Raw genomic sequence first — 25,339 nt, forward strand, 5'->3', positions numbered from 1 at the left:
ATCATACTGTCCTAACATCCTGTTAACCACATGCTCGCTGAAAAGTATCTGATTAACCTTTGAGGCGCTTATGAACGCTATGTTCTGTGGCTTGCTGTTCAGTATGAGCTGTGTAGATGTGCGGATTCGGGGGCTATTTCGGTTCAGTCCGGGATGCGGAAGCTTTGCTTGCGCGCATGACGTCTGCGATCGCCCATCGCGGGCCGGATGAACAAGGGAAATTCGTAGCGCCCGAAGCTGGACTTGGGCATGCGCGGCTGTCGGTGATCGGGATTGGTGATGGCCAGCAACCGATGTCCGACGAGACCGGCAATTTGACGATTGCGTTCAACGGCGAGATTTTCAATTACGTGGAATTGCGCGAAGGACTGCTGGCCAAGGGCCGACGCTTCCGCACGTCGAGCGACACAGAAGTTCTCCTGCAGCTGTATGACGAGATGGGCGAGGACTGCCTGTCGCTCCTGAACGGTGATTTCGCCTTCGCGATATGGGATAATCGGCGTCGGCGGATGGTGCTTGCAAGAGACCGCATGGGTGTTCGGCCGCTGTTCTACACCAGCAGGGACGGGGTGCTCTACTTTGCGTCGGAGATAAAAGCCCTGCTGAAGGTGCCCGGCGTCTCGGCCGAAATCGATCAGATCGCACTCGACCAGATCTTTACGCTGTGGGCGCCGATCGCTCCACGCACGGCTTTCCGCAACATCCACGAGCTGGAGCCGGCAAGCGTGATGATCGCGACACTGGGGCAAGTCACGGTCAAACCATATTGGCACCTAGACTACCCGTATCTCGACGCGCCATCAAAAATTAGCAATGAGGACGATGCGGCCGAAGAACTGCAGGCCCTTTTGACCGACGCGGTGAGGCTTCGCATGCGCGCCGACGTTCCGGTCGGTTCTTACCTTTCGGGCGGGCTCGATTCATCCCTCGTTTCGGCAATCGCGGCCGGCATGACTCCTCTTAAGCTGCAGACATTTTCCGTGACGTTCGACAGCGCCGAGCATGACGAAAGCGCCTTTCAGACCGAAATGGCGTTGGCGCTTGGCACCTATCATCGAACCATCGCCTGCCGTGCCGGCGATATCGCCGGTGTGTTTCCCGAAGTCATCCGCTTTGCCGAACGGCCGATCATCCGCACCGCCCCCGCCCCCCTCTATCAACTGTCCGGCCTCGTTCGCCAGGCCGGTTTAAAAGTGGTGCTGACAGGCGAAGGCGCCGACGAGGTCTTTGCCGGCTATGATGTCTTCAAGGAAGCGCGGGTTCGCCGTTTCTGCGGACGACAGCCGGCATCGCGCAGCAGGCCACAGCTGTTCCGCAAGCTTTATCCCTATCTGCCGGGGCTGCAACAGCAGTCCGTGGAGTACCTGGCTGCGTTCTTCGGCACCGGCAGCGCTGCCCTGGACGATCCGCTGTTCTCGCATCGGCCGCGTTTCAAGACCACATCAGCGGCGAAGATGTTCTTTTCCGGTGACCTGCGCGCGACATTGAAGGGCTATGACGCAGCCGAGGAACTGGCCAGCCGGTTGCCTGAGGCGTTTTCCCGGTGGCATCCGCTGCATCAGGGGCAATATCTCGAAACCCGCTTTCTCCTGCCGGGCTACATCCTCTCGAGCCAGGGCGACCGGATGGCCATGGCGCACGGTATTGAAGGGCGTTTCCCCTTCCTCGATCATCGTTTGGTGGAGTTTGCAGCAAGACTTCCGCCGGAAATGAAGCTGAAGGGACTGGTGGAAAAACACATACTGCGCAAAGTTGCCAAGCACTTGCTCCCGACGGCCATCGGGGAGCGCACCAAACAGCCTTACCGGGCGCCGGAAGCCCGCTCCTTCGTTGGAGCCGGAGAACTGGACTACGTGCGCGACTCGCTCAGCGAGGCGAGCATCGCCGCCGGAGGACTATTCAACGCCAAGGCGGTGGCGAACCTGCACGAGAAATGCCGCTTGCAGCCAGCGTCCGGGTTCCGCGACAATGCTGCCTTCGTCGGCATTTTGTCGACCCAACTGTGGCAGAAGATTTTCACCGGCCAAAAGGTCGGTACAGCACGAGCGGCCTGAGAAATCGAGGGAAGAAAACATCATGGTAACAATCAAGGACAAGGTCAAAACCTTTATCGTCGACAACTTCCTGTTCGGCGACTCGTCCTACGAGCTTGCAGACACGGCATCACTGATCGAGAACGACATCATCGACTCGACGGCCGTGCTGGAACTCGTAGCTTTCATTGAGGATGATTTCGGCATCGCGATGGTCGATACCGACATCGTACCGGCCAATCTGGATTCGATTGACCGTATCTCCGCCTTCATCAAGGCGAAAGCAGAAGCGCTGGCAGCGTAGGCGCAATTGGCGAGGAGCGTCCGTGCGGATCGAACATTTTCTGGCTGCCAAGGCCGCTGCCCATCCAGCCAAAACGGCATTGATCACCGAGCACAAAAGGCTGTGTTACGAAGAGCTGGACGATCTCTCAAGCCGCCTGGCCGCCGCCCTTTTCACGAATGGCGTCAGGCGCGACGACCGCGTCCTGATCTTCATGGACAATTGCTGGGAGGCTGCGGTTTCGATTTTCGCAGTTCTTAAGGCAGGCGCGACTTTCAGTCCGATCAACGCATCTACCAAGGCCGAAAAGCTTGCCTACATCATCGCCGATTGCGACGCCGCTGCGATCCTTACGCAAGCAAAACTGATGCCCTTGGTCGCCGAGGCGTCCGGATCCTCCGGCAAGACCGGCATCTTCGTGGCTTCCACCCTTGGTGCGGATAACCAATGCCCGGCAGGCGCCACATCCCTGGCGGATTGCTTGACGTTCCAAGCCAGGGAGATTGACCACCGCGGCATTGACGTCGATCTTGCGATGTTGATCTACACCTCGGGCTCGACCGGCCGGCCCAAGGGCGTGATGATGACGCACCGCAATTGCGACGCGGCGGCCGACTCAATCACCACCTATCTGCGCAATTCGCCGGACGACATCATCTTGAATGTTCTGCCCCTGGCTTTCGACTACGGGCTCTATCAGTTGCTGATGGCTGTCAGGCTCGGCGCCACGCTCGTGCTCGAGAAGTCCTTCGCTTTTCCCCAGGCGGTCTTTGAACGTATCCGCCAGGAAGGCGTCACCGGTCTTCCGCTCGTGCCCACGATGGCAGCGATGATCCTGCAGATGCGTGACCTGGCGCCGGGCTTCCTGCCCAGCCTTCGCTATATTTCCAACACGGCGGCTGCCTTGCCGCCGGCTCACATAGAACGCCTGCGGTTTCTTTTCCCCGATGTCAGGCTCTATTCGATGTATGGCCTGACGGAATGCAAGCGCTGCACCTATCTGCCACCCGAGGAACTCGACCACCGGCCGGGGTCGGTCGGGATAGCCATTCCGAACACCGAGGCCTTTGTCGTCGACGACTACGGGCAACGAGTGCCGCCGGGCGTAGCAGGTGAGTTGGTCATTCGCGGGCCGCACGTCATGCAGGGTTATTGGCGAAACGAAGCTGCGACGGCACAAGCCCTTCGCCCAGGTCCGAATCCTTGGGAGATGGTTCTCTACACCGGCGATCTGTTCCGGGCCGATGAGGAAGGCTTTCTTTATTTCGTCGGCCGCAAGGACGACATCATAAAGTCGCGGGGGGAGAAAGTCGCGCCCAAGGAAGTGGAAGCCGTGCTTCACGCGCATCCGGGCATCGCGGAAGCAGTGGTTGTCGGTGTGCCGGATCCCGTGCTCGGGCATGCGATCGGTGCACTCATCGTACGGTCCGACCCGGCGCTTAGCGAAAAGGATATCATTCGTCATTGTGCACGCCACCTTGAGGACTTTATGGTCCCCAGGGTCATCGAGTTCCGCCGGGAACTGCCGAAGACCGATACCGGCAAGGTCAGTCGTCGGCTTGCGGCAGAAACCATGGAGGCCGCTCAATGAATGTTCGCCCCGCCAAGGACGCGCGGACCTTTCTGGCGCAGGCTCTGGCGATCGACCTGGCCGCCGAAACGGACCGTGTCGTAACGGCTTTGCGCCAGCAGTTGCGCGGGTTTCGCAAGCGGGGCCTTGTGCTCGGTCTTTCGGGCGGGATCGATTCGAGCGTGTCGGTCGCGTTGGCCGCGCGAGCCGTCGGACCGCGGAATGTGCTTTGCCTGTTCATGCCGGAAAGCGATTCCGATCCCGAAAGTCTGCGGCTCGGCCGCCTCGTCGCCAAAACTTTTGGCGTCGAGGCTATCGTAGAGGATATCGGGCCGACCCTGAGCGCGATGGGCTGCTACCAGCGTCGCGACGCCTTTATCCGCGAATTGGTCCCGGAATACGCCGAAGGCTGGGCCTCGAAGATCGTGATCGCGAACGCCCTCGAGGGCAAGGGCTACAATATCTCATCCCTGGTGGTGCAGGATCCGGAAGGCAAGCAGACGAAACTGAGAATGCCGTTGCCTGTCTATCTTGGTATCGTCGCCGCCACCAACATGAAACAGCGCACCCGCAAGCAGATCGAATACTATCACGCCGACCGCTTGAACTTCGCCGTCCTTGGAACGCCGAACCGGCTGGAATACGATCAGGGTTTCTTCGTGAAGAACGGTGACGGCGCAGCGGACGTCAAGCCGATCGCGCACCTCTATAAAACGCAGGTCTATGCGCTGGCGGCCCATCTCGGTGTTCCGGAGGAAATCCGGAACCGGCCGCCGACCACCGATACCTACTCGCTGGCGCAGACCCAGGAGGAGTTCTACTTCTCGCTTCCTTATGACCGTATGGATATTTGCCTTTACGGCCTCAACAACGGCGTGGCGGCTGAGCTGGTGGGGCAGGCGGCGGGGTTGGCCGCCTCACAAGTGGAACGCGTCTGGGCCGATATCATCGCCAAACGCAAGGCGACGCGTTATCTGCACCAGCGTCCGCAACTCGTTGATGAAGTCGAGGAAATCGGCACCTGAACCGCCTCGAAACCGGGCCACGGATGGACGGTTCGATTTGAACGTGTCCCGACTCTAGCTGAAACGGCTCCCGATCAGCCGGCTCCACTGCTCGCCCGCAAGACCGTTCAGGAAGACTTGCGAGTTCTTCATGGCGTCCAACAGCTCTGGATCACGTGAATGCACCACCGTTGAGGCAACGGTCAGGAAAGCGATGCGTCGTCCAAGCATCGCCTCCAGAAGTGCAGGTTGAACACGTCCGCGCAGGCCGCTGACGCCGCGCGCGGCGGCATGATCGATAAGGCAGTCTATCACCGAGCCCGCCTGGCCGGGGAGGGCGAGGATCTGCAGCACGCGACCAATTTGATACTTCCGTGCGTAATAGGCGAAAGCGCCGACATTGTTGCCGACTGGCGATGTCACGCAACCGAAGACAAGCTCGCCTAAATCCGGCTTCTGTGCCGCATCGGTCAGGATGTGGTCGAGTTGGCCTTCCGTCCAATCCGGGCGCAGGGCGAATTGAGCGGTAAACGGCTCGATGAGCTTGGCAAATGTGTGGCTGTCGATTTCGGATATCCGAAATGCTCCGTGGCCTGCCCCTTCCACCGCCACACCTGACCAGCGTCGTTCGCTGGGCGTCATCCTCCTGCAATAAAATCGGTCGACGGCACGCGCCAACGGATTGAGCATTCGGGCAAGCGTCAGGCGATTGGCGGAAAGGCTGAGCATGAAGGCCGCGGGGCGCATCACGCGGACCCAGTCAAGGCTGTATTGCGGCAGGACCGCGCCGCGCAGCCGGGTCCACAATTTCACGGAGATATCGTTGGCCGTCTCGCTGAAGGAGATGTCCTGCGGACCATCAAGGTATGCTTTCAGCAAGCGGGCGCCGGCCAGCGGATCGTGCTCATGGTCCTCGACCATGAGCGAGCTACAGATGGCGGCGCGTAGTTGTCGGCCGTTGAACGTCATCGGCAGCACGTGGACACCGACAAATCCGGAGACGCGACCGGCGTCGTTGACATGGACAAGCGACCGGAGGTCGCCGCCGCAACCGGGCGCATCCAGATAAAACCGTCTCATGTATTCGACGAGAGAGGCCGGCGCTTTCGTCCCTTCCTTCAGCAGCACGCGCTGAAACATGTCCGCGACTGCCGGGAGGTCGGCGCCTTGCAAGGCGCGAATGATGCTCAAGCCCGGCTCCCGGCACCGAAGTCCCGTCCGCCGAGCTTCCGGGCCAAGGCGACACGAGGCACGAGAACATCGGACGCGAGTTCCAACTCGACGCCCATGAAGCCGTGCAACCTCGACCAGTTGCGGTCGCCCCGGTGACTGAACGGAGTGCTGAATTGCTGCGGCAAGGTGGACCCTTTGCTTGACCGACGAAAACCGGCGTCATTGCTGCTAGCAGATTCAGGTAAACCGATATTAAAGTCGTTGCTTTGAATGGTAGCGAACCAGGTTGTCCGGCCTCATACCTGGACATCAGTAATTTTGGTTCCCGGCGGACTCTACACGACCAGCGGCATGAGTTGCGTGCTCTGCGTCGAACCGTTTCGGCTGGCCAAAGTTTCGTGTGGCGGCTCTTGACTGGGGGCGCGGGCGTAATACGGTGAGACAAATACCGGCTCTGGCCGCCGGGCGGCAAGAATGCCTCGTATGCCTCGCCTTGCGGCGGTGGCTGCGGGGCATTGTCATTTTGAGGCTTTGCTTGAAACGGCATATCGAGATCGGCATTCTCTATTCGCGGTCCGGCAACTACCGGCTGGTGTCCGAATCCTGCCGTGCGGGCGCGATGAACGCCATCGCCGACGTCAACGCCGATCCCGTTGTCCCCTTCGAATTCATCCCGGTCGAGCGCGACCCGCAGGGCAACATCGATCGGTATGCAAGCGGCTGCGCGGACATTCTCGCCAACAGCGGCGCGCGTCACATCATTGGCTGCGTCACCTCGTGGAGCCGCAAGGAGGTCATTCCAATCCTGGAAAGGGCAGGCGGCACGCTGTGGTATGCCTGCCCGTACGAGGGCTTCGAAGCCAATGAGCATGTCGTCTACACCCACGCCTGCCCCAATCAGCATCTCGTACCGCTACTTGCCTATGTCGTGCCTCGTTTCGGCGCCGACGGCTTCCTGCTCGGTTCCAACTACATCTGGGGTTGGGAGACCAACCGTGTGGCGCGCGACCTGATTGCGGACGCCGGCGGCAAGGTGCTGGGCGAACGCTATCTGCCGCTTGGCGAGGTCGATGTTGCGAGGCTGATCGCGGAGGTACAGGCGACGAGACCTGATTTCATTCTGAACAATCTCATCGGCCCTTCTTCCTATGCGTTTATCGCCGCCTATGCCGAGCTTGGCCGGCGCGACCCGCATTTCAGGCCGGAGCGTTGCCCGATCCTGTCCTGCAATCTCACGGAATGCGAATTGCCGGCGCTCAACGGGGCAGGGGATGGTCATCTTTCCGTTGGGCCCTATTTTCACGACACCTCGGGGGCGGATCGCGGAGCGGCTTCAGTGTCTTCCGTCATGCCTGCCTCATCCTTCGAGGCGGCGGCTTATGCCTCGGTGCGCACGCTCGCCGGAATCCTCACCCGCAACCCCGGTGCACAATGGACGGACCTGCCCAAGGTCTTTGCCGGAACATCATTTCGAACACCGCTGGGCGACATCGCCATCGATCCGCAAACCCAGCACGCTACCTTGCCGGTGCAGATCGGACGTATCGATGGGACATCGTTCAAAACGGTCACGCTGACGACGGGCGTGGCACCCGATCCCTACCTTTCCCGCTATGACCGGACGGAGACGTTCGGGCGGCCACGCCTGCGGGTGGTGTCGTGAGCAAGATGGCGCGTATCCCGAACCTTGGAGGCGCCAGGGCTTTTGTCCTGCATCGTCCACATCCGACCGTGCAGGCGATCACAAGGCAATTGTCGGCCATCGGCCTTGAGGCGATTGGCTTCTGGCCGGAACTGCCGGCCGAAGCCTTGGCGGCGGACTTCGTTTTCTTCGACGTAGACCTCGGCTTTGACGAGCAATTTCCGTGGAAGCCGGGCGAGGCACCGATGCCGCTGATAGCGCTGATCGGCTCCGAGGCGCCGGGGCGTGTCGAATGGGCACTGTCGCACAAGGCCGATGCCCAATTGCTGAAACCGGTCGGCAACGCCGGCGTCTATAGCGCGCTTTTGATCGCAAGGCAGAGTTTCGAGGCGCGCAAGCTTCTGGCCAGCGAGATCGCCTCGCTTGGTCAGCGGGTCGCGGAGCGCCAGACCATCGTACGCGCGGTGGAGGTCTTGTCGAAGGGCGCCGAGGACGGCCGTGCCTATGCGCAGCTCCGCTCGCTGGCGATGAGCTGGCAAATCAGCGTCGAGGACGCCGCGCGCAGGATCGTGGCGATGACACAAGAAGAAGGCGACGATGACCAATCCGATCGCGCCTGAGCTTTCAGCCGCCGGGCGTATGCCAGCCAAGCCTCGCGCCGGCGTCTGGCGACGTCTGCTAAAACGGCCTCTCGCATTGCTCGGCCTCGGGATTATTGCCCTTGTCTTGGCCGGCGCCATTCTTGCACCGTGGCTGACAGGCTACGATCCGAACGAGCAGATGTTTGACGGGCTCACGCTTGAAGGCGCGCCACTGCCGCCGGGAGCCCAATTCTGGCTAGGCACCGACCTGCTTGGCCGCGACCTGCTGACCCGTCTTCTCTTCGGCGCGCGCACGTCGCTGATCATCGGCATCGTCGCCAACGGCGTGGCGCTTCTGATCGGCACGCTGGTCGGCATCACGGCCGGCTATTTCCGCGGCTGGATCGGCAGCGCGCTTATGCGCTTCACCGATTTGATGATGGCTTTCCCGGCGCTGCTGCTCGCCATCTGCATGGCGGCGGTGCTCCAGCCGAGCCTGTGGATCGTCGCTATGGTGATCGCATTGGTGAACTGGGTGCAGACCGCCCGCGTCATCTACACCGAGACAAGTTCGCTCTCCGAGCGCGAGTTCATCGATGCCGAGCGCACCATCGGCGCAAGCGCTCCACGCATCCTGTTTCGTCATATCCTGCCGCACCTTTTGCCGACGATCATCGTCTGGGGCACGCTCGGCATCTCGACCACGGTGCTTCTGGAAGCGACGCTCAGCTATCTCGGCATCGGCGTGCAACCGCCGACTGCTTCCTGGGGCAACATCATCTTCGAAAACCAAACCTATTTTCAGGCAGCGCCCTGGCTGGTTTTCTTTCCGGGTGCGGCGATCCTGGCGCTAGCGCTAGCCTTTAACCTAGTCGGCGATGCGTTGCGCGACATTCTCGATCCGACGCAAAGGGGGCGAAGATGATCGCCTATCTCGGCCGCCGCGTTGTCCAGTCCGTGCTCATCTTGCTCGGCGTCTCTCTGATCACCTTTGCGCTGCTCTATCTGCTGCCCGCCGATCCCGTCCGCCAGATCGCCGGCCGCAGCGCCACGCCCGAGACGGTCGAGAACATCCGCCGGCAGCTCGGCCTCGACCAGCCCTTTGTCGTCCAGTATTGGCACTATCTGATCAGCCTGCTCAGCGGCGATCTAGGGCGCTCCTACATTCAGCGCTCGGAGGTCACGGAGCTGATCGTCTCGCGGCTGCCGGCAAGCCTGCTGCTGATGGTCGGCGCCATTACTTGCGAAGTCGTGATCGGGCTTACGATGGGCCTCATCGCCGCCGTCAAGCGTGGCACCGCCACCGACCAGTCGCTGATGGTCGCCTCCTTCGTCGGTGTTTCGGCGCCGCAATTCGTCGTCGGCCTGCTGCTGCTTTATGTATTCGCGGTGCGGCTCGGCTGGTTCCCGATCGGCGGTTACGGCACCTGGCGCCATCTGGTGCTGCCATCGCTGACCATGGGAATTCTCGGCGCCGGCTGGTACGCCCGCATGATGCGCTCGTCGATGATCGACGTGCTGCGCCAGGATTACGTGCGTACCGCGCGTGCCAAGGGTCTTGCACGCAGCGCCATTATCTTCCGGCACGCGCTGCCCAACGCCATCCTGCCGGTCATTGCCATGATCGGCATCGACATCGGCATCTTCATGGGCGGCATCGTGGTTGTCGAAAGCGTGTTCGGCTGGCCAGGCATCGGCCAGCTAGCCTGGCAGGCCATTCAGCGCATCGACATTCCGATCATCATGGGGGTCACCCTGGTTTCGGCCTTTGCCATCGTGCTCGGCAATCTCCTGGCCGACACTGTCGCACCGTTCATCGATCCACGCATCAAGCTCAGATGAAAACCAAGAACACCAGAGAAAGGGAACATGACATGAGAAAATATCTGATATCGACCGTGGCGGCATCGGCGCTTGCGCTGGTGCTTGGCATGACGAGCGTACGCGCCGAAGACGCCGTCGATCCGAATGCCAAGCAGGGCGGCGCGATCACCATCACCTACAAGGACGACGTCGCTACGCTCGATCCGGCCATCGGCTATGACTGGCAGAACTGGTCGATGATCAAGAGCCTGTTCGACGGGCTGATGGACTACGAGCCGGGCACCACCAACCTGCGGCCCGACCTTGCCGAGAGCTACGAGATTGCGCCCGACGGCAAGACCTTCACCTTCAAGCTGCGCCAAGGAGTGAAGTTCCACAATGGCCGCGAGATGACCGCCGACGACGTGAAATATTCTCTCGACCGGGTCACCAATCCAAAGACACAGAGCCCTGGTGCCGGCTTCTTCGGGTCGATCAAAGGCTATGACGATGTCGCTGCCGGCAAGGCGGAAAGCCTGGCCGGCATAACCGTCGTCGATCCCTACACGATCAAGTTCGAGCTGACCCGGCCCGACGCCACCTTCCTGCATGTCATGGCGATCAACTTCTCGCACGTCGTGCCGAAGGAAGAGGTCGAAAAATACGGCGCGGACTTCGGCAAGCACCCGGTCGGAACCGGCGCCTTCAAGCTCGCCGAATGGACGCTCGGCCAGCGCGTGGTCTTCGAGCGCAACCCGGACTACTGGCACAAGGGCCTGCCGCATCTCGACAAGATCACCTTTGAGATCGGCCAGGAGCCGATCGTGGCGCTGCTGCGGCTCCAGAAAGGCGAGATCGACGTTCCCGGCGACGGCATTCCGCCGGCGAAATTCCAGGAGGTGATGGCCGATCCCGAGCAGAAGGCCCGTGTCGTCGAGGGCGGCCAGTTGCACACCGGCTATATCACCATGAATATCACCATGGCGCCGTTCGACGATGTGAAGGTGCGGCAGGCGGTCAACATGGCGATCAACAAGGACCGCATCGTCCAGCTGATCAACAACCGTGCGGTGCCGGCCAATCAGCCATTGCCGCCGTCGATGCCTGGCTACGACAAAGAATTCAAGGGCTATCCCTATGACGTAGCCAAGGCCAAGGCCTTGCTTGCCGAGGCGGGGCATCCCGGTGGTTTTGACACGCAGCTGTTTGCAATGAATACCGATCCCAACCCGCGTATCGCGCAGGCCATCCAGCAGGATCTGGCGGCGATCGGCATTAAGGCCAGCATCCAGTCGCTCGCGCAGGCCAACGTCATCGCCGCCGGCGGCGACAAGGCCGGCGCGCCGATGATCTGGTCCGGCGGCATGGCCTGGATCGCCGACTTCCCCGATCCGTCGAACTTCTACGGCCCGATCCTCGGCTGCGCTGGTGCCGTCCCGGGCGGCTGGAACTGGTCGTGGTATTGCAACAAGGAGCTCGACGCCAAGGCGGCCGAAGCCGACTCCATCGTCGACCCGGCCAAGGCTGGCGAACGCGCCAAGATGTGGAGCGAGATCTACGGCAAGATCATGGAAGACGCGCCCTGGGCACCGGTGTTCAACGAGCAGCGTTTCACCATGAAATCAACCCGCATGGGTGGCGCGGACAACCTCTATGTCGACCCGGTCCACATCCCGATCAACTACGACAATGTGTATGTGACCGATGTGCAATAACTGCGACTACACCATCCACGGGCGCCACCATCATTTCGGCTGGGACAATTCCTTTGTCCCGGCCGAACGGGTGGCGCCAGGGTCGACGATCGAGTTCCAGTGCCTGGACTCGTCCGGCGGGCAGCTGACGATGGAGAGCACCGTTGACGACGTTGCTTTGCTCGATTTTGCCAAGGTGAACCCGGTCACTGGGCCAATCTATGTCGACGGGGCAGAGCCGGGCGATGCCCTGAAAATCACCATCGAGGCGTTCAAGCCGTCCGGCTTCGGTTGGACAGCGAATATCCCGGGATTCGGTCTGTTGGCGGATGACTTCACTCAACCGGCACTGAATATCTGGAAGTACGACGCCGCCTCGCTCGAACCGGCGCTGTTCGGCAAGAGCGGCCGGGTGCCGCTCAAGCCCTTCGCCGGCACCATCGGCAATGCCCCGGCTGAGCCGGGTCTGCATTCGGTGGTCCCGCCGCGGCGGGTGGGCGGCAATATGGACATCCGTGATCTCGCTGCCGGCACGGTGCTCTACCTGCCCGTAGAGGTCGCGGGAGCGTTGTTCTCGGTCGGTGACACGCACGCCGCGCAAGGCGACGGCGAGGTCTGCGGCACGGCCATCGAGAGCCCCATGAACGCCGTGCTGACGCTCGATCTGGTCAAGGATGCCCGGCTGCGGACGCCGCGTTTCACGACGCCCGGTCCGGTGTCGCGACATCTCGACGCCAAGGGCTATGAGGTGACAACCGGTATCGGGCCGGATCTGATGGACGGCGCCAGGAGCGCCGTCTCGCAGATGATAGACCTGCTCTCCGGCCGCTACGGTATGGATCCGGTAGACGCCTATATGCTTGTGTCGGTTTGCGGCGACCTGCGCATCAGCGAGATCGTCGACATGCCCAACTGGGTGGTTTCTTTCTACTTCCCGCGCTGCGTCTTTGAATGAAGGTGGAGGACATCAAACGATCCGGGCAGGCCGCCGCGGAGAGTGGCTCTGTCAGGCCGGTACTCAGCGTCTCAGGTCTGAGCGTCGCCGTGCGCGGCGAAGAGGGCGACCGCGACGTCGTTTCCGACCTGACATTCGACCTGATGCGCGGCGAAACGCTTTGCATCGCCGGCGAGTCCGGTTCCGGCAAGTCGATGACGGCACTGGCCATCATGGGCTTGCTGCCGCAGCCGGCGGCACGCATCAGATCAGGCTCCATCCGGCTCGGCGATCAGGATCTCGCGGCTCTTAGCGAGAGTGGTATGCGCCGCATCCGCGGCGACCGCATTGCCATGATCTTTCAGGAACCGATGACATCGCTCAATCCGGTTCTTTCCATCGGCCGGCAGCTCACGGAGGCGATCGAGGCACACACCTCGCTGTCGCGCTCCAACTCGCGGCTGAGGGCGCTCGAGGCGCTGAAGGCAGTCCGAATTCCGGATGCCGAACGGCGGCTCGAGCACTATCCGCACGAACTCTCAGGCGGCATGCGCCAGCGTGTGATGATTGCCATGGCTCTGGCCCTGAACCCGGATGTGCTGATCGCCGATGAACCGACGACCGCCCTCGACGTCACCGTTCAGGGCGAGGTGCTGGAGTTGCTGCGTGATCTGCAGCGCGAGCACGGCACCAGCGTTATCCTGATCACGCACGACATGGGTGTCGTCGCCGAGATGGCGGACCGCGTTATCATCATGCGCGATGGCCGGATGGTCGAGCAGGGCAGCGCGACCGACATCTTCACCCGCCCGCAGGCAGATTATACGCGCGAGCTTCTGGCCGCCGTGCCACGCATCGGCGGTGGACGGCCGGCCGAAGACCGACAAGACGCCGCCCACATGCCGGCCGAGCTTGTATCCGTCAGCGATCTTCACGTCCGCTTCGACCTGCGCGGCGGCTTCTTCGGTCGCGTTGACCGCAGGGTGCACGCGGTCGAGGGCGTCAGTTTCTCGATCGCGCCGCACGAAACGCTGTCGCTGGTCGGCGAATCGGGCTGCGGCAAGTCGACGACGGCCAAGGCGATCGCCGGGCTGGTGCCCTACACCGGCAGCATTTCAATCGGCAGCCACGACTTGTCGGCGCTCAGCCGCAAGGAGCGCAAGGCTGTACGCCGCAATGTGCAGATGATCTTTCAGGATCCCTTCGCGTCCCTCGACCCGCGCATGCGAGTAGGCGATCTCGTCGCCGAGCCTCTGCTGATCCACGGCCTCGGCGACAAAGAGCAACGGCACGCCCAGATCGCCGCACTGTTCGAACGCGTCGGCCTCTCCGCTGACCAGATGGAGCGCTATCCCCACGAATTCTCCGGCGGGCAGCGCCAGCGAATCTGCGTTGCACGGGCGCTGGCGCTGCGACCAAAGCTGATCATTGCCGACGAGAGCGTCTCTGCTCTCGATGTGTCGGTGCAGGCGCGCGTGTTAAGATTGCTGAAGGAACTGCAGCGCGAATTCGGCGTCGCATATCTCTTCATCTCGCACGACATGGCGGTGGTAGAGAACATCTCCGATCGCGTGGCGGTAATGTATCTGGGGCAGATCGTCGAGATGGGCACCCGCGACCAGATCTTCTCCAACCCGCGCCATCCTTACACAAAGCGGCTGATCGAAGCCGTTCCGGTTCCCGATCCAGGCCGGCGCCGCGCCCGGTTCGCCCGTTTGGACAGCGAAATTCCAAGCGCTGTGCGGCGCATCGGTGACGAGCCCCGGAAACTCAAGCTTGAAGATGTTGGCGACGGCCACCTCGTCGCCACTTGATCAGCTTAGGCCGCCTCGTCCAGCCAATCCGCAGACGCTCGGGGACAGCAGCATATGTGATGCTCGGGCGGCAGGATGTGATCGGCGATGGCGCTGCCGCGGCAGCGCCATTCGGCGATGCCGAGTTGGCAAGATCGCCAGTTTACATCTGACATGTTAGCGTGCTAACGCTACGTGCACATTGATTTCAACGGAGATCGCATTGGCTTCCCGCTTTGGTCTTTCGGTTGCCCTAACCACACCCTTCGACCCGTCGGGGCAGATAGCGCTCGCGCCGATGATCGCGCACGCCCGAGCCTGCCTTGGCGCCGGCTGCAGCAGCGCGACGCTGTTCGGCACCACCGGGGAAGGAGCCTCGGTGGGCACCGACGAGCGGCGGATCGTCACCGAAGCCATGTTGGCGGCCGGTATACCGGCACATCAGCTCGTCGCCGGCGTGCTGGTCAATGCAACCGAAGATGCCGCCGATCAGGCTCGGCACGCTTTGCAGCGCGGCGTTCGCAACATTCTGCTCGCTCCGCCGAGCTACTTCAAGAATGTCGGCGAGAACGGGCTGTTCGGATGGTTTTCCGCCGTCTTCGCCGCACTCGGCCCGCTGGCGCGTGATGTGCTCCTCTATAACATCCCCTCTGTCACCATGGTGCCGCTCCCGCTTGGGCTGATCGGCCGGTTGCGCGCCGCCTTTCCCGCCGTGGTGGCCGGGGTGAAGGATTCCGGCGGGGACTGGAGCTACAGTGAGGCGCTGCTTGAAGCGCATGGCGATCTGGTGATCCTGATCGGCGACGAACGGCATCTGGCGAGAAGCGTGCGCCGCGGCGGACAGGGTGCGATTTCCGGCATGGCTAATTTTGTTACCGGCGAAATCCTCGCAATGGTCGAAGACGGCCGCGACAACCCACGCGTCGAGGACTTCGTGCTCGAATTGCTCAAATACCCGGTCACACCGGCGGTGAAGGTCATGGTCGCGCGCACGACCGGCGACGAGCGCTGGCTGGCGGTCCGCCCGCCCCTGGAGGCGATCGGCCCACAAGGACGGCGGCAGCTTGCCGCGGCCTACGACAGGCTGTTTGCGACAGAGGCGGCCTGACCGACAAGGCCGGGCTGGCCGACAAGGAAGCGAGCTGAAGTGGAAGACGGCAGCGAACCGATCACTCTCCGGGAGAAAGCCTATGCCAGCTTCACGCGGCATTTGCTGGCCCGTGATCTGCGGCCGGGGCAGTTCGTGTCACAGCGCGAACTGGTCGCTTTCACCGGGCTGCCGCTGGGCGCTATTCGCGAGATCGTCCCGCGTCTCGAGGCCGAGGGATTGCTGACCACCATCCCGCAGCGCGGCATGCAAATCGCGCACATCGACATCAATCTGATCCGCGAGGCATTTCAGTTTCGGCTATTCATGGAACGCGAGGCGGTGGCGCTATTCACGGCCAGCGCTTCAGATGCCGAACTTGCCCGCATGCGGCGCGAACACGAGGAGATGCTGGCTCAAGCTCTGGGGCAGGCGCCGACGCCGGAAATGGAAGCCAAGGCCCAGACCATCGACTGGGCCATGCACGATACCTTTATCAATGCGCTGGGCAACGAGATCATCGCCAAGGCCTATCTGGTCAACTCGGTGAAAATCCGGCTGATCCACCAGGAGCGTTTCCGCATCGACGGTCGCGTGGTGCCGGTGATGCGCGAACATTTGGCGGTCATCGAAGCCATGGAGAGCCGCAATTCGCAAAAGGCGGTTGAAGCGATCAGTCTGCATATCGACAATGCGCGCCGGCTGGCGCTCCAGATCTGAGGAAATATAGCCGCGCCGCGGTTCGCGGCGCATCCACAACGACAGCAACCGGGAGGAAGAAATGTCGTCCAATCTGTTCAACCCAACCAGGAGGCAACTCCTTGCCGGAACCGCGGCGCTCACCGCCGCCGGCCTTGTGGGGCTCCGCCCCAGCTTTGCCGCAGGCGTCGACTGGAAACGCTTTGCCGGGACGACGCTTGACGTCAATCTGGTGAAAAGCCCGCGCAGCGACACCATCCTGAAATATCTCGCCGAGTTTGAGGAACTGACCGGCATCAAGGTCAATGCCGAGGCCACGCCCGAGCAGCAGCAGCGCCAGAAGACGGTGATCGAATTGAGCTCGGGCAAGCCCAGCTTCGACGTCGTGCATCTGAGCTACCACGTGCAAAAGCGCCAGTTCGAGAAAGGTGGCTGGCTGGCTGACATCGCCGGCTACCTCGCCGACCCGTCGCTCACCGACCCGGGGTTGGTCGAAAGCGACTTCGCCGAGGCCGGCATGCTGTTTGCCAAGGACGGCCAGGGCGTGCTGCGCTCGCTACCCTTCTCGGTGGACTACTGGATCCTCTATTGGAACAAGGAGCTGTTCGAGGCCAAGGGCCTCAAATACCCCGAGACCTTCGAGCAACTGGTGGCCGCCGCCGAAGCGCTGACCGACCCGTCGACCAATACATACGGCTTCGTCGCCCGCGGGCTCAAGAACGCAAATACGCCGGTGTGGACATCGCTGATGCTCGGCTACGACATGACGCCGCTCGACGACAAGGGCAAGCTGCGCACCGAGGCTCCCGAGGCGATCGAGGCTGCCGCGCTCTATCAAAGATTGATGACCAAGTCCGCCCCTCCGGGCGTCACCGGGTTCAATTGGGCCGAAGCACAGTCTGCCTTCCTGCAAGGCAAGATCGGCATGTGGCTCGACGGCGTGGGTTTTGCCCCGCCGATGGAAAACCCGGAAAAATCGAGGGTGGTCGGGAAGGTCGGCTACGGCGTCATGCCCAAGGGTCCCAAGGCGCATGCCTCGGGCACCTTTGGCGACGGGATTGGCGTTACCGCCGCCAGCGAGAAGAAGGAGGCCGCCTATCTGTTCTGCCAGTGGGCGGTATCGCCAGCCATGGGCGCGCGGCTATTGCAGGCCGGCGCCGGCGTTCCGTTCCGCAAATCCGTGCTGGAGGATCCCAAGGTGCGCGAAGGCGTCACCATGCCGGCAAGCTGGCTTGATGCCGTGATCGGCTCGGGCAATATCAGCCGGCTGGCACTGCCGGTCATCATTCCCGTCACCGAATTCCGCGACATCTATGGCGTGGCGCTGACCAACATGATTGCCGGCGCCGATCCCGCCGCCGAGCTGAAGAAGGCCACCGAGCAGTTCCAGCCGGTTCTCGACAGGAGCGAGCAGGGCTGATGTCGGCCACCACCCCAGAACAGACCGGGGTGACGATGCCGGTTATCGACGGGAGCCAGACGATCCGGCTGGCTCCCAACTACTGGCCTTTCGTTGTCCCCGCACTCGTCGTCGTTGGCGCCGTCATCGTTTTTCCTTGGGCTTTCACGCTGTGGATGAGCGTCAACCGCTGGACGCTCGGCCAGTCGCGGAGCTTTGCCGGGATGGAAAACTACCTCCGCCTGGCAAGCGACCCACGTTTCTGGGAATCCCTTGTTCATACGTTGACCTACACCTTCCTCTCGGTTGCAGCGCCGATGCTCCTGGGCACCCTGGCCGCCCTGATCTTCGACGCCAGGTTTCCGCTGCGCGGTCTGCTGCGCGGCGTCTTCGTCATGCCGATGATGGCGACGCCCGTTGCTGTGGCACTGGTTTGGACCATGATGTTCCATCCTCAGCTCGGCGTACTCAACTACTTGCTGTCGCTGGTCGGCATCCCGGCTCAGGAATGGATATTCAATGCCAACACGGTCATCCCGTCGCTGGTTGCGGTCGAGACCTGGCAGTGGACGCCGCTGGTCATGCTGATTGTGCTGGGTGGGCTGGCTTCGGTGCCGCGCGAGCCCTTCGAAAGCGCCGAGATCGACGGCGCCAATGCCTGGCAGCAATTCCGCTATCTCACTTTGCCGATGATCGCACCGTTCCTGATGATCGCGGTCATCATCCGCACCATCGATGCGCTGAAGAGCTTCGACATCATCTACGCGATGACCCAGGGCGGGCCGGGCACGGCCTCGGAAACCATCAACATCTATCTCTACAACACCGCCTTCTCCTACTACGATATCGGCTACGGCTCGGCCATGGCCGTGGTGTTCTTCATTGTCATCGTGGCCCTGTCTTTTGTCCTCCTAATGCTGCGTCAACGCTCGCAGTGGATCGATACGGAGGGCAAATAGATGAGTTCGCGGCTGCTCAACCAGATCGGTCTGTTTTTCGCTGCCCTGGTTTTCGTCTCGCCGGCGATCCTGTTCTTCCTCTGGATGATCTCGCTGTCGCTGAAGTTCGAAATCGACAACGGTGCCTATCCGCCGATCCTGATCCCCGAACGTTTCGCCTGGTCGAACTATGTAAAGGTGTTCGAGGAGAACAATTTCCTGCTCTATCTCTGGAACTCGGTTCTGGTGACCGGCACGGCGACCTTGCTGGCGCTGCTGATCGGCGTACCGGCCGGCTATGGCATCGCACGGCTCAAGGCTGAACGGTCGGCGGTCGTCATCATGATCGCCCGCATGACGCCTGGGCTATCCTATCTCATCCCGCTGTTTCTGCTGTTCCAATGGATCGGGATCCTCGGCACGCTCTGGCCGCAGATCATCATCCATCTGGTGGTGACGGTGCCGATCGTGGTCTGGGTGATGATCGGCTATTTCGAGACCACGCCGATGGAACTGGAAGAGGCGGCCAACATCGACGGCGCCAACTCCTGGCAGGTTTTCCGGCTGGTTGCCCTGCCCATCGCCAAGCCGGGCATCGTCGTCGCCTTCATCCTATCCGTCATCTTCTCATGGAACAATTTCGTCTTCGGCGTGGTGCTCGCCAGCCGTGAGACGCGCACCCTGCCGGTCGCCGTCTACAACATGCTGTCCTACGAACAGGTCAGCTGGGGGCCGCTCGCCGCGGCGGCGCTGGTGGTGACGTTGCCGGTGCTGATCCTGACCATGTTCGCGCAAAGGCAGATCGTCGCGGGGCTGACCGCCGGCGCCGTCAAGGGCGGCTGAGGGCGCGCCCTGACATCACTCTTTTCTGGGAAAGATCCAATGGCATCGGTAACGATCAACAACGTGCAGAAGGCCTTCGGGGCTACCAAGATCATTCACGACGTCAGCGTCGATATCGCCGATGGCGAATTCGTCATCCTGGTCGGCCCGTCGGGATGCGGAAAATCGACGCTGCTGCGTATGATTGCAGGCCTTGAAACGATCTCCGGCGGGAAGATCGCCATCGGCGAGCGTATGGTCAACAATCTGCGGGCACGGGACCGGAACATCGCCATGGTGTTCCAGAATTATGCGCTCTATCCGCATATGACTGTGGCCGACAATATGGGCTTTGCCCTGAAGATCAAGAAAGCCGACCCGGCCGACACCGCTGGCCGGGTCCGGAAGGCAGCCGGCATTCTTGGCCTGGAAAAGCTGCTTGACCGCTATCCGCGCCAGCTTTCCGGCGGCCAACGCCAGCGCGTCGCCATGGGCCGCGCGATCGTACGCGACCCGCAGGTTTTTCTGTTCGACGAGCCGCTCTCCAACCTCGACGCCAAGTTGCGCGTCCAGATGCGCGGCGAGATCAAGGCCCTGCACCAGCGGCTGGGTACCACGACGATCTATGTCACGCACGACCAGATCGAGGCCATGACCATGGCCGACAAGATCGTCGTGCTGCATGACGGCCTGGTCGAGCAGATCGGCGCGCCGCTTGACCTCTACGACCATCCCGCCAATCTCTTCGTTGCCGGTTTCATCGGCTCGCCCGCGATGAACTTCATCGCCGGCCGCATCGAGGAGGGCGTGTTCCGCAGCGCCGGCGGGTTGATCCTGCCGTTGCCGGAAGGCACCCAGCCGGCGGATGCCGCAGGACGTGAACTCGTCTACGGCATTCGCCCGGAACATATCCGGGCAACCGGGCAGGGCATGCCGGGCACGGTCACTCTTCTCGAGGCGACTGGCTCCGAAATCTTCGCCAGGGTCGACTGCTCCGGTGAAGAAATCTCCTGCCTCTTCCGAGAGCGGCTTGCGCTCAAGCAAGGCGAAGGGGTGCGGATCGAGATCGACCGCGCATGTGCGCATCTGTTCGACGCAGCAACCGGTCGGCGCATCTGACCCTATGGTCTGGTGAATGCGTGGTCGGCCTCAGGTCGGCAACGCGAATTCAACGGCAAGTTCGATGGCGCGGCCTTCGCGGGCCGATCTCTGGGCGGCGAGACCCATGACGACGGCCCACCAGCCGTCTTGCAAGGTCACTTCCACTTTGCCTTGTCCGCGCACCGCAGCGGTGAAGCGGACATGCTCGAAATAGGTCGAACCGTTATGGTCGCCTGCCTCGAGCAGCCGGGGGTCGACGGGAATCTCCAGCAGGCGTGGTCCAGGCGGATTGCGCGGGCTGACGATCAACTGGGGCACTGGCGCAGGGCCAAGGTGGGTCGGCCAGAAGCGACCGGGACCCGGCACCAGACATTCGATCTTTCCGTCGCCGCCGACAGCGCAGAGTTCCTCCTGGTAGCGGCTGCCCTCGGCGAACATGCAGAGTTCCAGCATGGCGCGCGCACCGCTCGCGAAATCAACCAGCACATAGCCATGGTCAAGGATATCCGGCCTCTCACCGCCGTAGCGTTCGTCGAGATGGTTTACGGCCTGTCCAGCGCTCGCCATCACGCGGACGGGGTCGGATCCGAGGATCAGCCGCATCAGGTCGAAGAAGTGGCAGCACTTCTCGACGAATGTGCCGCCGGTGTTGCGGTTGAAGCGGTTCCAGTCGCCGACCTTGGCCAGAAACGGGAAGCGGTGCTCGCGGACCGTCAGCATGCGGATGCCGCCGGTGGCGTGGCGGGCCTGCTCGACGAATGCGGCGACGGGCGGCATATAGCGGTATTCCATGGCCACCCAGACGAGCGGAAGCCGAGCTTTCAGCGCCGCGATCCGCCCCTCGCCACCGGCGTCGGTGAAGAGCGGCTTTTCCACCAGCACCGGCAGTGGTCGAAGTGCGGCGATCTGCTCCATCTGACCGAGGTGCTGGTGGTTGGGGCTGGCAATCAAGACGCAGTCTACCTCGTCCATGGCCAGCAGTTCGGCGATCGATGCCGCCGATCGCGCGCCCGACGTCGTCGCCAGCGACGCCGCCAACATGCCGGGGTCCGGCTCGAAGATCGCGGCCACATGCGCGTCGGGCAACAGAGCGATGTTGCGGATGTGCTCGCGGCCCATCATGCCGCAGCCGATGATGCCGTAGCCGATCGATGATCTGGTCACGCTGCGACTTCCTCCGGCCTATCCGAAACGCGTGACGTAGCGCGCCGCGCCCGGATCGAACCAGCTGCGGGAATATTCCGCGCTGGCGCCGTCGCCAGCCCAGGCGATACGTTCAATGAAACCCACGACCGTCCCCGGCGGTGGCCTGAACTCGAGCGGGACCCAGTCCGGCGCGGGTGCGACGGCAACATGGTCTTCGGCGCGAACGATCGTAAAGCCGAGCGCGAGCCGGTAGTGGAGATAGAGGGATTCCGACAGGTCCTCGCGCTTGAGCCGCTCGGCGCGGCTGACGTCGAGCCAGATCTCCTCGACCGCGGCCGGCTCGCCGTCGAGCCGCCGCAGCCGGCGTATACGGTGGGCTTCGCCGGCGCTGCCGAATTGCGGCAGGTCGGCGGGCTTGGGCAGCCGCTCGACGGACAGCACGTCGGCGCTCGGCAGGCCGCCACCGCCGATGCGCTCCAGGCGAAAGAAGGCATAGATCCCGAGCAAGTCGCCGCGCGCTCGCACATAGTTACCCGAGCCCTGGATGCGGTCGAGAAGGCCCTTTTCGGTCAAATCTGCCAGCGCGCGCCTGAGCGTGCCGACGGCAATCCCGAGGCTCGCGGCCATCTCGCGCTCGGGCGGCAGCCGCGCCCCGTCGGCCAGCCGTCCGGCCGCGATTTCGCGGATCAGCATTTCGCTGGTCTGCAAGTGCACAGGCAAGGGCCCGCGCATCTGGCTGGATCGGTGGCCGGGGTCCGCCCTTGTCAAATGCATCCGGTGTTCCAATCGCATCCCGGTTTCGGGTTTGGCTCCAAAATTGATACAGTATTGATCTACACCAAAACGAATGCTACGCAAGCCCTATTCGCAGCTCCGGACGTCATTGAAGAGTGGCCCGGACGTCTTTTCTGAAGAGTGGCAATGAGCATCGTCCCAATCACCTCGCCGGATCTCGATGCTGCCGAAGTCTCGTGGTTCGCCGCACTCTGCTCGGACGACTATCGTTATCTCGGCGTTCCGGACGGCGCACTGCGCTCGAACTGGGCGCATTGCTCCGAGATCGTAAAGACGTCCGAGGCACTCGGTTTCCGCAACATCTTGTGTCCGTCGTCCTATCAGGTCGGCCAGGACACGCTGAGCTTCGTTGCCGGCTGCGCGCCGATCACGTCGAAGATCAATCTGCTTGCCGCTGTGCGCTGCGGCGAGATGCAGCCGATCATGCTGGCGCGCACGATTGCGACGCTGGACCACATGCTGGAAGGCCGGCTGACGGTGAACGTCATTTCGTCGGACTTTCCGGGCGAGACAGCCGACAGCGCCTACCGCTATCAGCGTTCCCGCGAGGTGGTGCAGATCCTGCGCCAGGCCTGGACCAGGGACAGCATCGATTTCGAGGGCGAGGTCTATCGCTATAAAGGGCTCTCGACGGCGCCGGCGAAGCCCTATCAGCAGAATGGCGGCCCGCTGCTCTATTTCGGCGGTTATTCGCCCGACGCGCTCGAGCTTTGCGCCGAACAGTGCGACATCTACCTGATGTGGCCGGAAACCAGGGAGGAGCTTGCCGACCGCATGAGAGCAGTCCACGAGCGCGCCGAGCGTCATGGGCGGACGCTCGACTACGGCCTGCGCGTCCACATGATCGTGCGCGATACCGAGGCAGAGGCAAAGGAATATGCCCGGGAGCTGGTTTCGAGGCTGGACGACGAGCAGGGCAGGGCGATCCGCGAGCGCGCGCTCGACGCCCGATCGCTCGGCGTATCGCACCAGGCCAGGAACCGCCAGATCGCCGATGCCGAAGGCTATGTCGAGCCGCATCTGTGGACGGGGGTCGGGCGGGCGCGCTCTGGCTGCGGCGCGGCGCTGGTGGGCTCGACCGATCAGGTTCTGTCGGAAGTCGAGGCGTATATGAAGATGGGGATCCGCGCCTTCATCTTTTCCGGCTACCCGCATCTCGACGAGGCGCGTCATTTCGGCACCAAGGTCCTGCCCCAGCTCAAGACATGCTCGCTCCCGCACGCCTATGGCCGGGTGCCGGAACGGATCCCGGCGACACCACTGGGAACGGGGGAGCGCCGCTGATGGAGCATGTCGTGTGCGATCCAGGCCTTTTGCGCAATGCCTTCGGGCGTTTCGCCACTGGTGTCACGGTCGTCACCACCGGCACGGCCGACGGCCCGGTCGCGATCACCGCCAACAGCTTCTCATCTGTGTCGCTCGATCCGCCGCTGGTGCTCTGGTCTATCGGCCGCCACTCGCGCCGGTTCGAAGCCTTCGCCAATTCCGCGCACTACGCCATTCACGTGCTGGCGGAAGATCAAATCGATCTGTGCTGGCGTTTTTCGAAGTCGGGGACGGACTTTGCCGATCTTGACCTGTCGTGGAGCGAGCACGGCGTGCCATTGCTGCCGCGAGCACTGGCGCGGTTCGAATGCAGCGTCGCCGACCGCTTCCCGGCTGGCGACCATATGATCCTGCTTGGACGTGTCCTTGAACTGCAGACGCAAGAGGGTTTGCCGCTGCTCTTTGCTGGCGGCAAGTCGCGCGCTCAAGAGGCCAGCTGATGATCGCCGGCGCCGCTCCGGGCTGGTGCCGTCGACTGGCGCACCACGAGATTGCAGGCAAGTTCGACGCGACGCGGCGGCGACCCCGAATGGGCCATGTCGTCGAGCAGCAGGCTAAGCGCCGCCGATCCGATCTCGCGCATGGGAATGTGCATCGCCGTCAGCGGCGGGTTGCAGAAGGCAGCGAGCGGCAAGTCGTCCATGCCGACCACGGACACATCGCCAGGCACCGAATATCCGGCCTCCTGGACGCCGGCGATGGCACCAAACGCCAGGCTGTCGCCGGCCGTCAGCACGGCGGTGAAATCGAGGCCGCGGGCCGCGATGCGCTCGGTCACGGCCCTGCTCGCAAGTTCCGGCAGCCAGTCCTGCACCTCGACCACGAAGTCGTCGAAGCCGACAATGCCGGCCGTGATCAGCGCGTCGCGCCAACCTTCGTAGCGCCGCTCGATCGTGCGCCGCCCACGCCGCATCAGGAACAGGATGCGGCGGTGGCCGAGGCCGATCAGATGCTGCGCGGCAAGCATGGCGGCAGAGCGATTGCAGGGCGTCACGCTCGAATGGCGCATCGAGGGATCGTCGCCGTTGACGAGCACGATCGGCTTGGCGAAGCCGGCTGTCAGCGTCAGCACGTCATCGTCGTCCAGCGTCAGAAACAGGCAGCCGGCGACGCTGTCGTCGTGCTCGGATTCACGCAGCAGCGCGATTTCGTCCTCGGGCGCCGAAACCGGCCGGGTCACCAGTTCGACGCCCAGCAACCGGGCGCGCTCGTTGAGCCCGTCAAGGACATGGTAGGTGAACTGATTGCGGGCACTGTCCACCATTGCCACGCTGCTTGCGGCCAGGATGACCTTGCGGCCGGCAACCGAGGCGGGAATGGCATAGTTCATCGACTTCGCCGTTTCGATGATCCTGGTGCGAAGCTCGTCCCTCACCCCGCCGACACCGCTTAGCGCACGGGAGGCGGTGCTGACCGACACGCCGCAACGCGCCGCGATCTCTTCAAGTCGAATGCGGCGGCTGGGGCGGCCGCGCTTGCCTTGGATATTCATCGCTCCGTCACCTCCGGCAAATTC

The 25,339-nt window shown here is 62.7% G+C and carries 23 protein-coding genes; 19 read left to right on the forward strand and 4 right to left on the reverse strand.

Annotated features, from left to right (window positions below; all coding sequences use genetic code 11):
* The first annotated feature begins 116 nt into the window (after positions 1 to 116).
* Genes asnB through nadE form a run of 4 tightly spaced genes read left to right on the forward strand, consistent with a single transcriptional unit; the run spans position 117 to position 4,911 of the window.
* Entirely contained in the window at positions 117 to 2,054 is a 1,938-nt protein-coding gene (asnB, locus tag NKH01_RS05125; RefSeq protein ID WP_353019277.1) for an asparagine synthase (glutamine-hydrolyzing), read from the forward strand.
* Between the two features lie 19 nt (positions 2,055 to 2,073).
* Positions 2,074 to 2,337, forward strand: coding sequence for an acyl carrier protein (locus tag NKH01_RS05130; RefSeq protein ID WP_156948004.1), 264 nt, complete (start codon positions 2,074 to 2,076; stop codon positions 2,335 to 2,337).
* 22 nt (positions 2,338 to 2,359) lie between these two features.
* The gene (locus NKH01_RS05135) at positions 2,360 to 3,907 is read left to right on the forward strand and encodes a class I adenylate-forming enzyme family protein (RefSeq protein ID WP_352483697.1); all 1,548 of its coding nucleotides are present in this window, start codon (positions 2,360 to 2,362) and stop codon (positions 3,905 to 3,907) included.
* A complete protein-coding gene (nadE, locus tag NKH01_RS05140) occupies positions 3,904 to 4,911 on the forward strand; it encodes an NAD(+) synthase (protein ID WP_353019279.1) in 1,008 nt (335 codons plus the stop codon). The genes NKH01_RS05135 and nadE overlap by 4 nt, the downstream gene beginning before the upstream one ends.
* A 54-nt stretch (positions 4,912 to 4,965) precedes the next feature.
* Here the strand turns inward: nadE and NKH01_RS05145 are convergent, their stop codons facing one another.
* Positions 4,966 to 6,081, reverse strand: coding sequence for a hypothetical protein (locus tag NKH01_RS05145; RefSeq protein WP_352483695.1), 1,116 nt, complete (start codon positions 6,079 to 6,081; stop codon positions 4,966 to 4,968).
* 517 nt (positions 6,082 to 6,598) lie between these two features.
* Here NKH01_RS05145 and NKH01_RS05150 point away from each other — a divergent pair.
* The 13 genes from NKH01_RS05150 to NKH01_RS05210 all read left to right on the forward strand — a co-directional run bounded on the left by NKH01_RS05150 (position 6,599) and on the right by NKH01_RS05210 (position 20,574).
* Entirely contained in the window at positions 6,599 to 7,726 is a 1,128-nt protein-coding gene (locus NKH01_RS05150; RefSeq protein ID WP_353019282.1) for a transporter substrate-binding protein, read from the forward strand.
* The gene (locus tag NKH01_RS05155) at positions 7,723 to 8,325 is read left to right on the forward strand and encodes an ANTAR domain-containing response regulator (protein WP_352963977.1); all 603 of its coding nucleotides are present in this window, start codon (positions 7,723 to 7,725) and stop codon (positions 8,323 to 8,325) included. Before NKH01_RS05150 ends, NKH01_RS05155 begins: the two co-directional genes overlap by 4 nt.
* A 19-nt stretch (positions 8,326 to 8,344) precedes the next feature.
* Positions 8,345 to 9,211, forward strand: coding sequence for an ABC transporter permease (locus NKH01_RS05160; protein ID WP_353019814.1), 867 nt, complete (start codon positions 8,345 to 8,347; stop codon positions 9,209 to 9,211).
* A complete protein-coding gene (locus tag NKH01_RS05165) occupies positions 9,208 to 10,128 on the forward strand; it encodes an ABC transporter permease (protein WP_352547582.1) in 921 nt (306 codons plus the stop codon). The genes NKH01_RS05160 and NKH01_RS05165 overlap by 4 nt, the downstream gene beginning before the upstream one ends.
* A 32-nt stretch (positions 10,129 to 10,160) precedes the next feature.
* A complete protein-coding gene (locus NKH01_RS05170) occupies positions 10,161 to 11,804 on the forward strand; it encodes an ABC transporter substrate-binding protein (protein WP_353019284.1) in 1,644 nt (547 codons plus the stop codon).
* Positions 11,794 to 12,738 (forward strand): acetamidase/formamidase family protein, encoded by a 945-nt coding sequence (locus NKH01_RS05175; protein ID WP_353019287.1) that lies wholly within the window; start codon positions 11,794 to 11,796, stop codon positions 12,736 to 12,738. The genes NKH01_RS05170 and NKH01_RS05175 overlap by 11 nt, the downstream gene beginning before the upstream one ends.
* A complete protein-coding gene (locus tag NKH01_RS05180) occupies positions 12,735 to 14,531 on the forward strand; it encodes an ABC transporter ATP-binding protein (protein ID WP_353019289.1) in 1,797 nt (598 codons plus the stop codon). The genes NKH01_RS05175 and NKH01_RS05180 overlap by 4 nt, the downstream gene beginning before the upstream one ends.
* 202 nt (positions 14,532 to 14,733) lie before the next feature.
* Positions 14,734 to 15,618, forward strand: a complete 885-nt coding sequence (locus tag NKH01_RS05185; protein WP_353019291.1) for a dihydrodipicolinate synthase family protein — start codon at positions 14,734 to 14,736, stop codon at positions 15,616 to 15,618.
* A gap of 39 nt (positions 15,619 to 15,657) precedes the next feature.
* Positions 15,658 to 16,317 carry a GntR family transcriptional regulator gene (locus tag NKH01_RS05190; RefSeq protein ID WP_023716963.1) on the forward strand — a complete coding sequence of 220 codons (660 nt, stop codon included), beginning with the start codon at positions 15,658 to 15,660 and terminating at the stop codon, positions 16,315 to 16,317.
* A gap of 61 nt (positions 16,318 to 16,378) precedes the next feature.
* Positions 16,379 to 17,716: an extracellular solute-binding protein gene (locus NKH01_RS05195; RefSeq protein ID WP_023716964.1), complete on the forward strand. Its 1,338-nt coding sequence runs from the start codon at positions 16,379 to 16,381 to the stop codon at positions 17,714 to 17,716.
* A gap of 35 nt (positions 17,717 to 17,751) precedes the next feature.
* A complete protein-coding gene (locus NKH01_RS05200) occupies positions 17,752 to 18,654 on the forward strand; it encodes a carbohydrate ABC transporter permease (RefSeq protein WP_245274609.1) in 903 nt (300 codons plus the stop codon).
* Positions 18,655 to 19,476, forward strand: coding sequence for a carbohydrate ABC transporter permease (locus NKH01_RS05205; protein WP_352483688.1), 822 nt, complete (start codon positions 18,655 to 18,657; stop codon positions 19,474 to 19,476). It begins immediately after the preceding gene.
* 39 nt (positions 19,477 to 19,515) lie between these two features.
* Positions 19,516 to 20,574: an ABC transporter ATP-binding protein gene (locus NKH01_RS05210; RefSeq protein ID WP_352483687.1), complete on the forward strand. Its 1,059-nt coding sequence runs from the start codon at positions 19,516 to 19,518 to the stop codon at positions 20,572 to 20,574.
* Positions 20,575 to 20,604: 30 nt separating this feature from the next.
* Here the strand turns inward: NKH01_RS05210 and NKH01_RS05215 are convergent, their stop codons facing one another.
* Positions 20,605 to 21,678, reverse strand: coding sequence for a Gfo/Idh/MocA family protein (locus NKH01_RS05215; RefSeq protein WP_502912606.1), 1,074 nt, complete (start codon positions 21,676 to 21,678; stop codon positions 20,605 to 20,607).
* Between the two features lie 60 nt (positions 21,679 to 21,738).
* Positions 21,739 to 22,395 carry a GntR family transcriptional regulator gene (locus NKH01_RS05220; RefSeq protein WP_353019296.1) on the reverse strand — a complete coding sequence of 219 codons (657 nt, stop codon included), beginning with the start codon at positions 22,393 to 22,395 and terminating at the stop codon, positions 21,739 to 21,741.
* Between the two features lie 228 nt (positions 22,396 to 22,623).
* Between NKH01_RS05220 and NKH01_RS05225 the strand changes: the two genes are divergently transcribed.
* Together NKH01_RS05225 and NKH01_RS05230 are read left to right on the forward strand one after the other, a co-directional pair.
* Positions 22,624 to 23,781 (forward strand): LLM class flavin-dependent oxidoreductase, encoded by a 1,158-nt coding sequence (locus NKH01_RS05225; protein WP_352494371.1) that lies wholly within the window; start codon positions 22,624 to 22,626, stop codon positions 23,779 to 23,781.
* Complete coding sequence (locus NKH01_RS05230; RefSeq protein ID WP_353019299.1) at positions 23,781 to 24,263, forward strand: flavin reductase family protein; 483 nt, start codon at positions 23,781 to 23,783, stop codon at positions 24,261 to 24,263. Before NKH01_RS05225 ends, NKH01_RS05230 begins: the two co-directional genes overlap by 1 nt.
* On the opposite strand, the gene NKH01_RS05235 is transcribed toward NKH01_RS05230, so the two are convergent.
* Positions 24,248 to 25,315: a LacI family DNA-binding transcriptional regulator gene (locus NKH01_RS05235; protein ID WP_023716970.1), complete on the reverse strand. Its 1,068-nt coding sequence runs from the start codon at positions 25,313 to 25,315 to the stop codon at positions 24,248 to 24,250. The genes NKH01_RS05230 and NKH01_RS05235 overlap by 16 nt on opposite strands.
* Positions 25,316 to 25,339 lie beyond the last annotated feature (24 nt).

It is taken from the genome of Mesorhizobium sp. M1403 (assembly GCF_040317695.1).
Taxonomy (GTDB): domain Bacteria; phylum Pseudomonadota; class Alphaproteobacteria; order Rhizobiales; family Rhizobiaceae; genus Mesorhizobium.

Coding starts and splice junctions, on each gene's coding strand:
- asnB (WP_353019277.1), top strand. CDS start 117: ATGTGCGGATTCGGGGGCTATTTCGGTTCAGTCCGGGATGCGGAAGCT.
- nadE (WP_353019279.1), top strand. CDS start 3,904: ATGAATGTTCGCCCCGCCAAGGACGCGCGGACCTTTCTGGCGCAGGCT.
- NKH01_RS05160 (WP_353019814.1), top strand. CDS start 8,345: ATGCCAGCCAAGCCTCGCGCCGGCGTCTGGCGACGTCTGCTAAAACGG.
- NKH01_RS05165 (WP_352547582.1), top strand. CDS start 9,208: ATGATCGCCTATCTCGGCCGCCGCGTTGTCCAGTCCGTGCTCATCTTG.
- NKH01_RS05170 (WP_353019284.1), top strand. CDS start 10,161: ATGAGAAAATATCTGATATCGACCGTGGCGGCATCGGCGCTTGCGCTG.
- NKH01_RS05175 (WP_353019287.1), top strand. CDS start 11,794: ATGTGCAATAACTGCGACTACACCATCCACGGGCGCCACCATCATTTC.
- NKH01_RS05180 (WP_353019289.1), top strand. CDS start 12,735: ATGAAGGTGGAGGACATCAAACGATCCGGGCAGGCCGCCGCGGAGAGT.
- NKH01_RS05195 (WP_023716964.1), top strand. CDS start 16,379: ATGTCGTCCAATCTGTTCAACCCAACCAGGAGGCAACTCCTTGCCGGA.
- NKH01_RS05200 (WP_245274609.1), top strand. CDS start 17,752: ATGCCGGTTATCGACGGGAGCCAGACGATCCGGCTGGCTCCCAACTAC.
- NKH01_RS05205 (WP_352483688.1), top strand. CDS start 18,655: ATGAGTTCGCGGCTGCTCAACCAGATCGGTCTGTTTTTCGCTGCCCTG.
- NKH01_RS05210 (WP_352483687.1), top strand. CDS start 19,516: ATGGCATCGGTAACGATCAACAACGTGCAGAAGGCCTTCGGGGCTACC.
- NKH01_RS05215 (WP_502912606.1), bottom strand. CDS start 21,678: ATGATGGGCCGCGAGCACATCCGCAACATCGCTCTGTTGCCCGACGCG.
- NKH01_RS05220 (WP_353019296.1), bottom strand. CDS start 22,395: ATGCTGATCCGCGAAATCGCGGCCGGACGGCTGGCCGACGGGGCGCGG.
- NKH01_RS05225 (WP_352494371.1), top strand. CDS start 22,624: ATGAGCATCGTCCCAATCACCTCGCCGGATCTCGATGCTGCCGAAGTC.
- NKH01_RS05230 (WP_353019299.1), top strand. CDS start 23,781: ATGGAGCATGTCGTGTGCGATCCAGGCCTTTTGCGCAATGCCTTCGGG.
- NKH01_RS05235 (WP_023716970.1), bottom strand. CDS start 25,315: ATGAATATCCAAGGCAAGCGCGGCCGCCCCAGCCGCCGCATTCGACTT.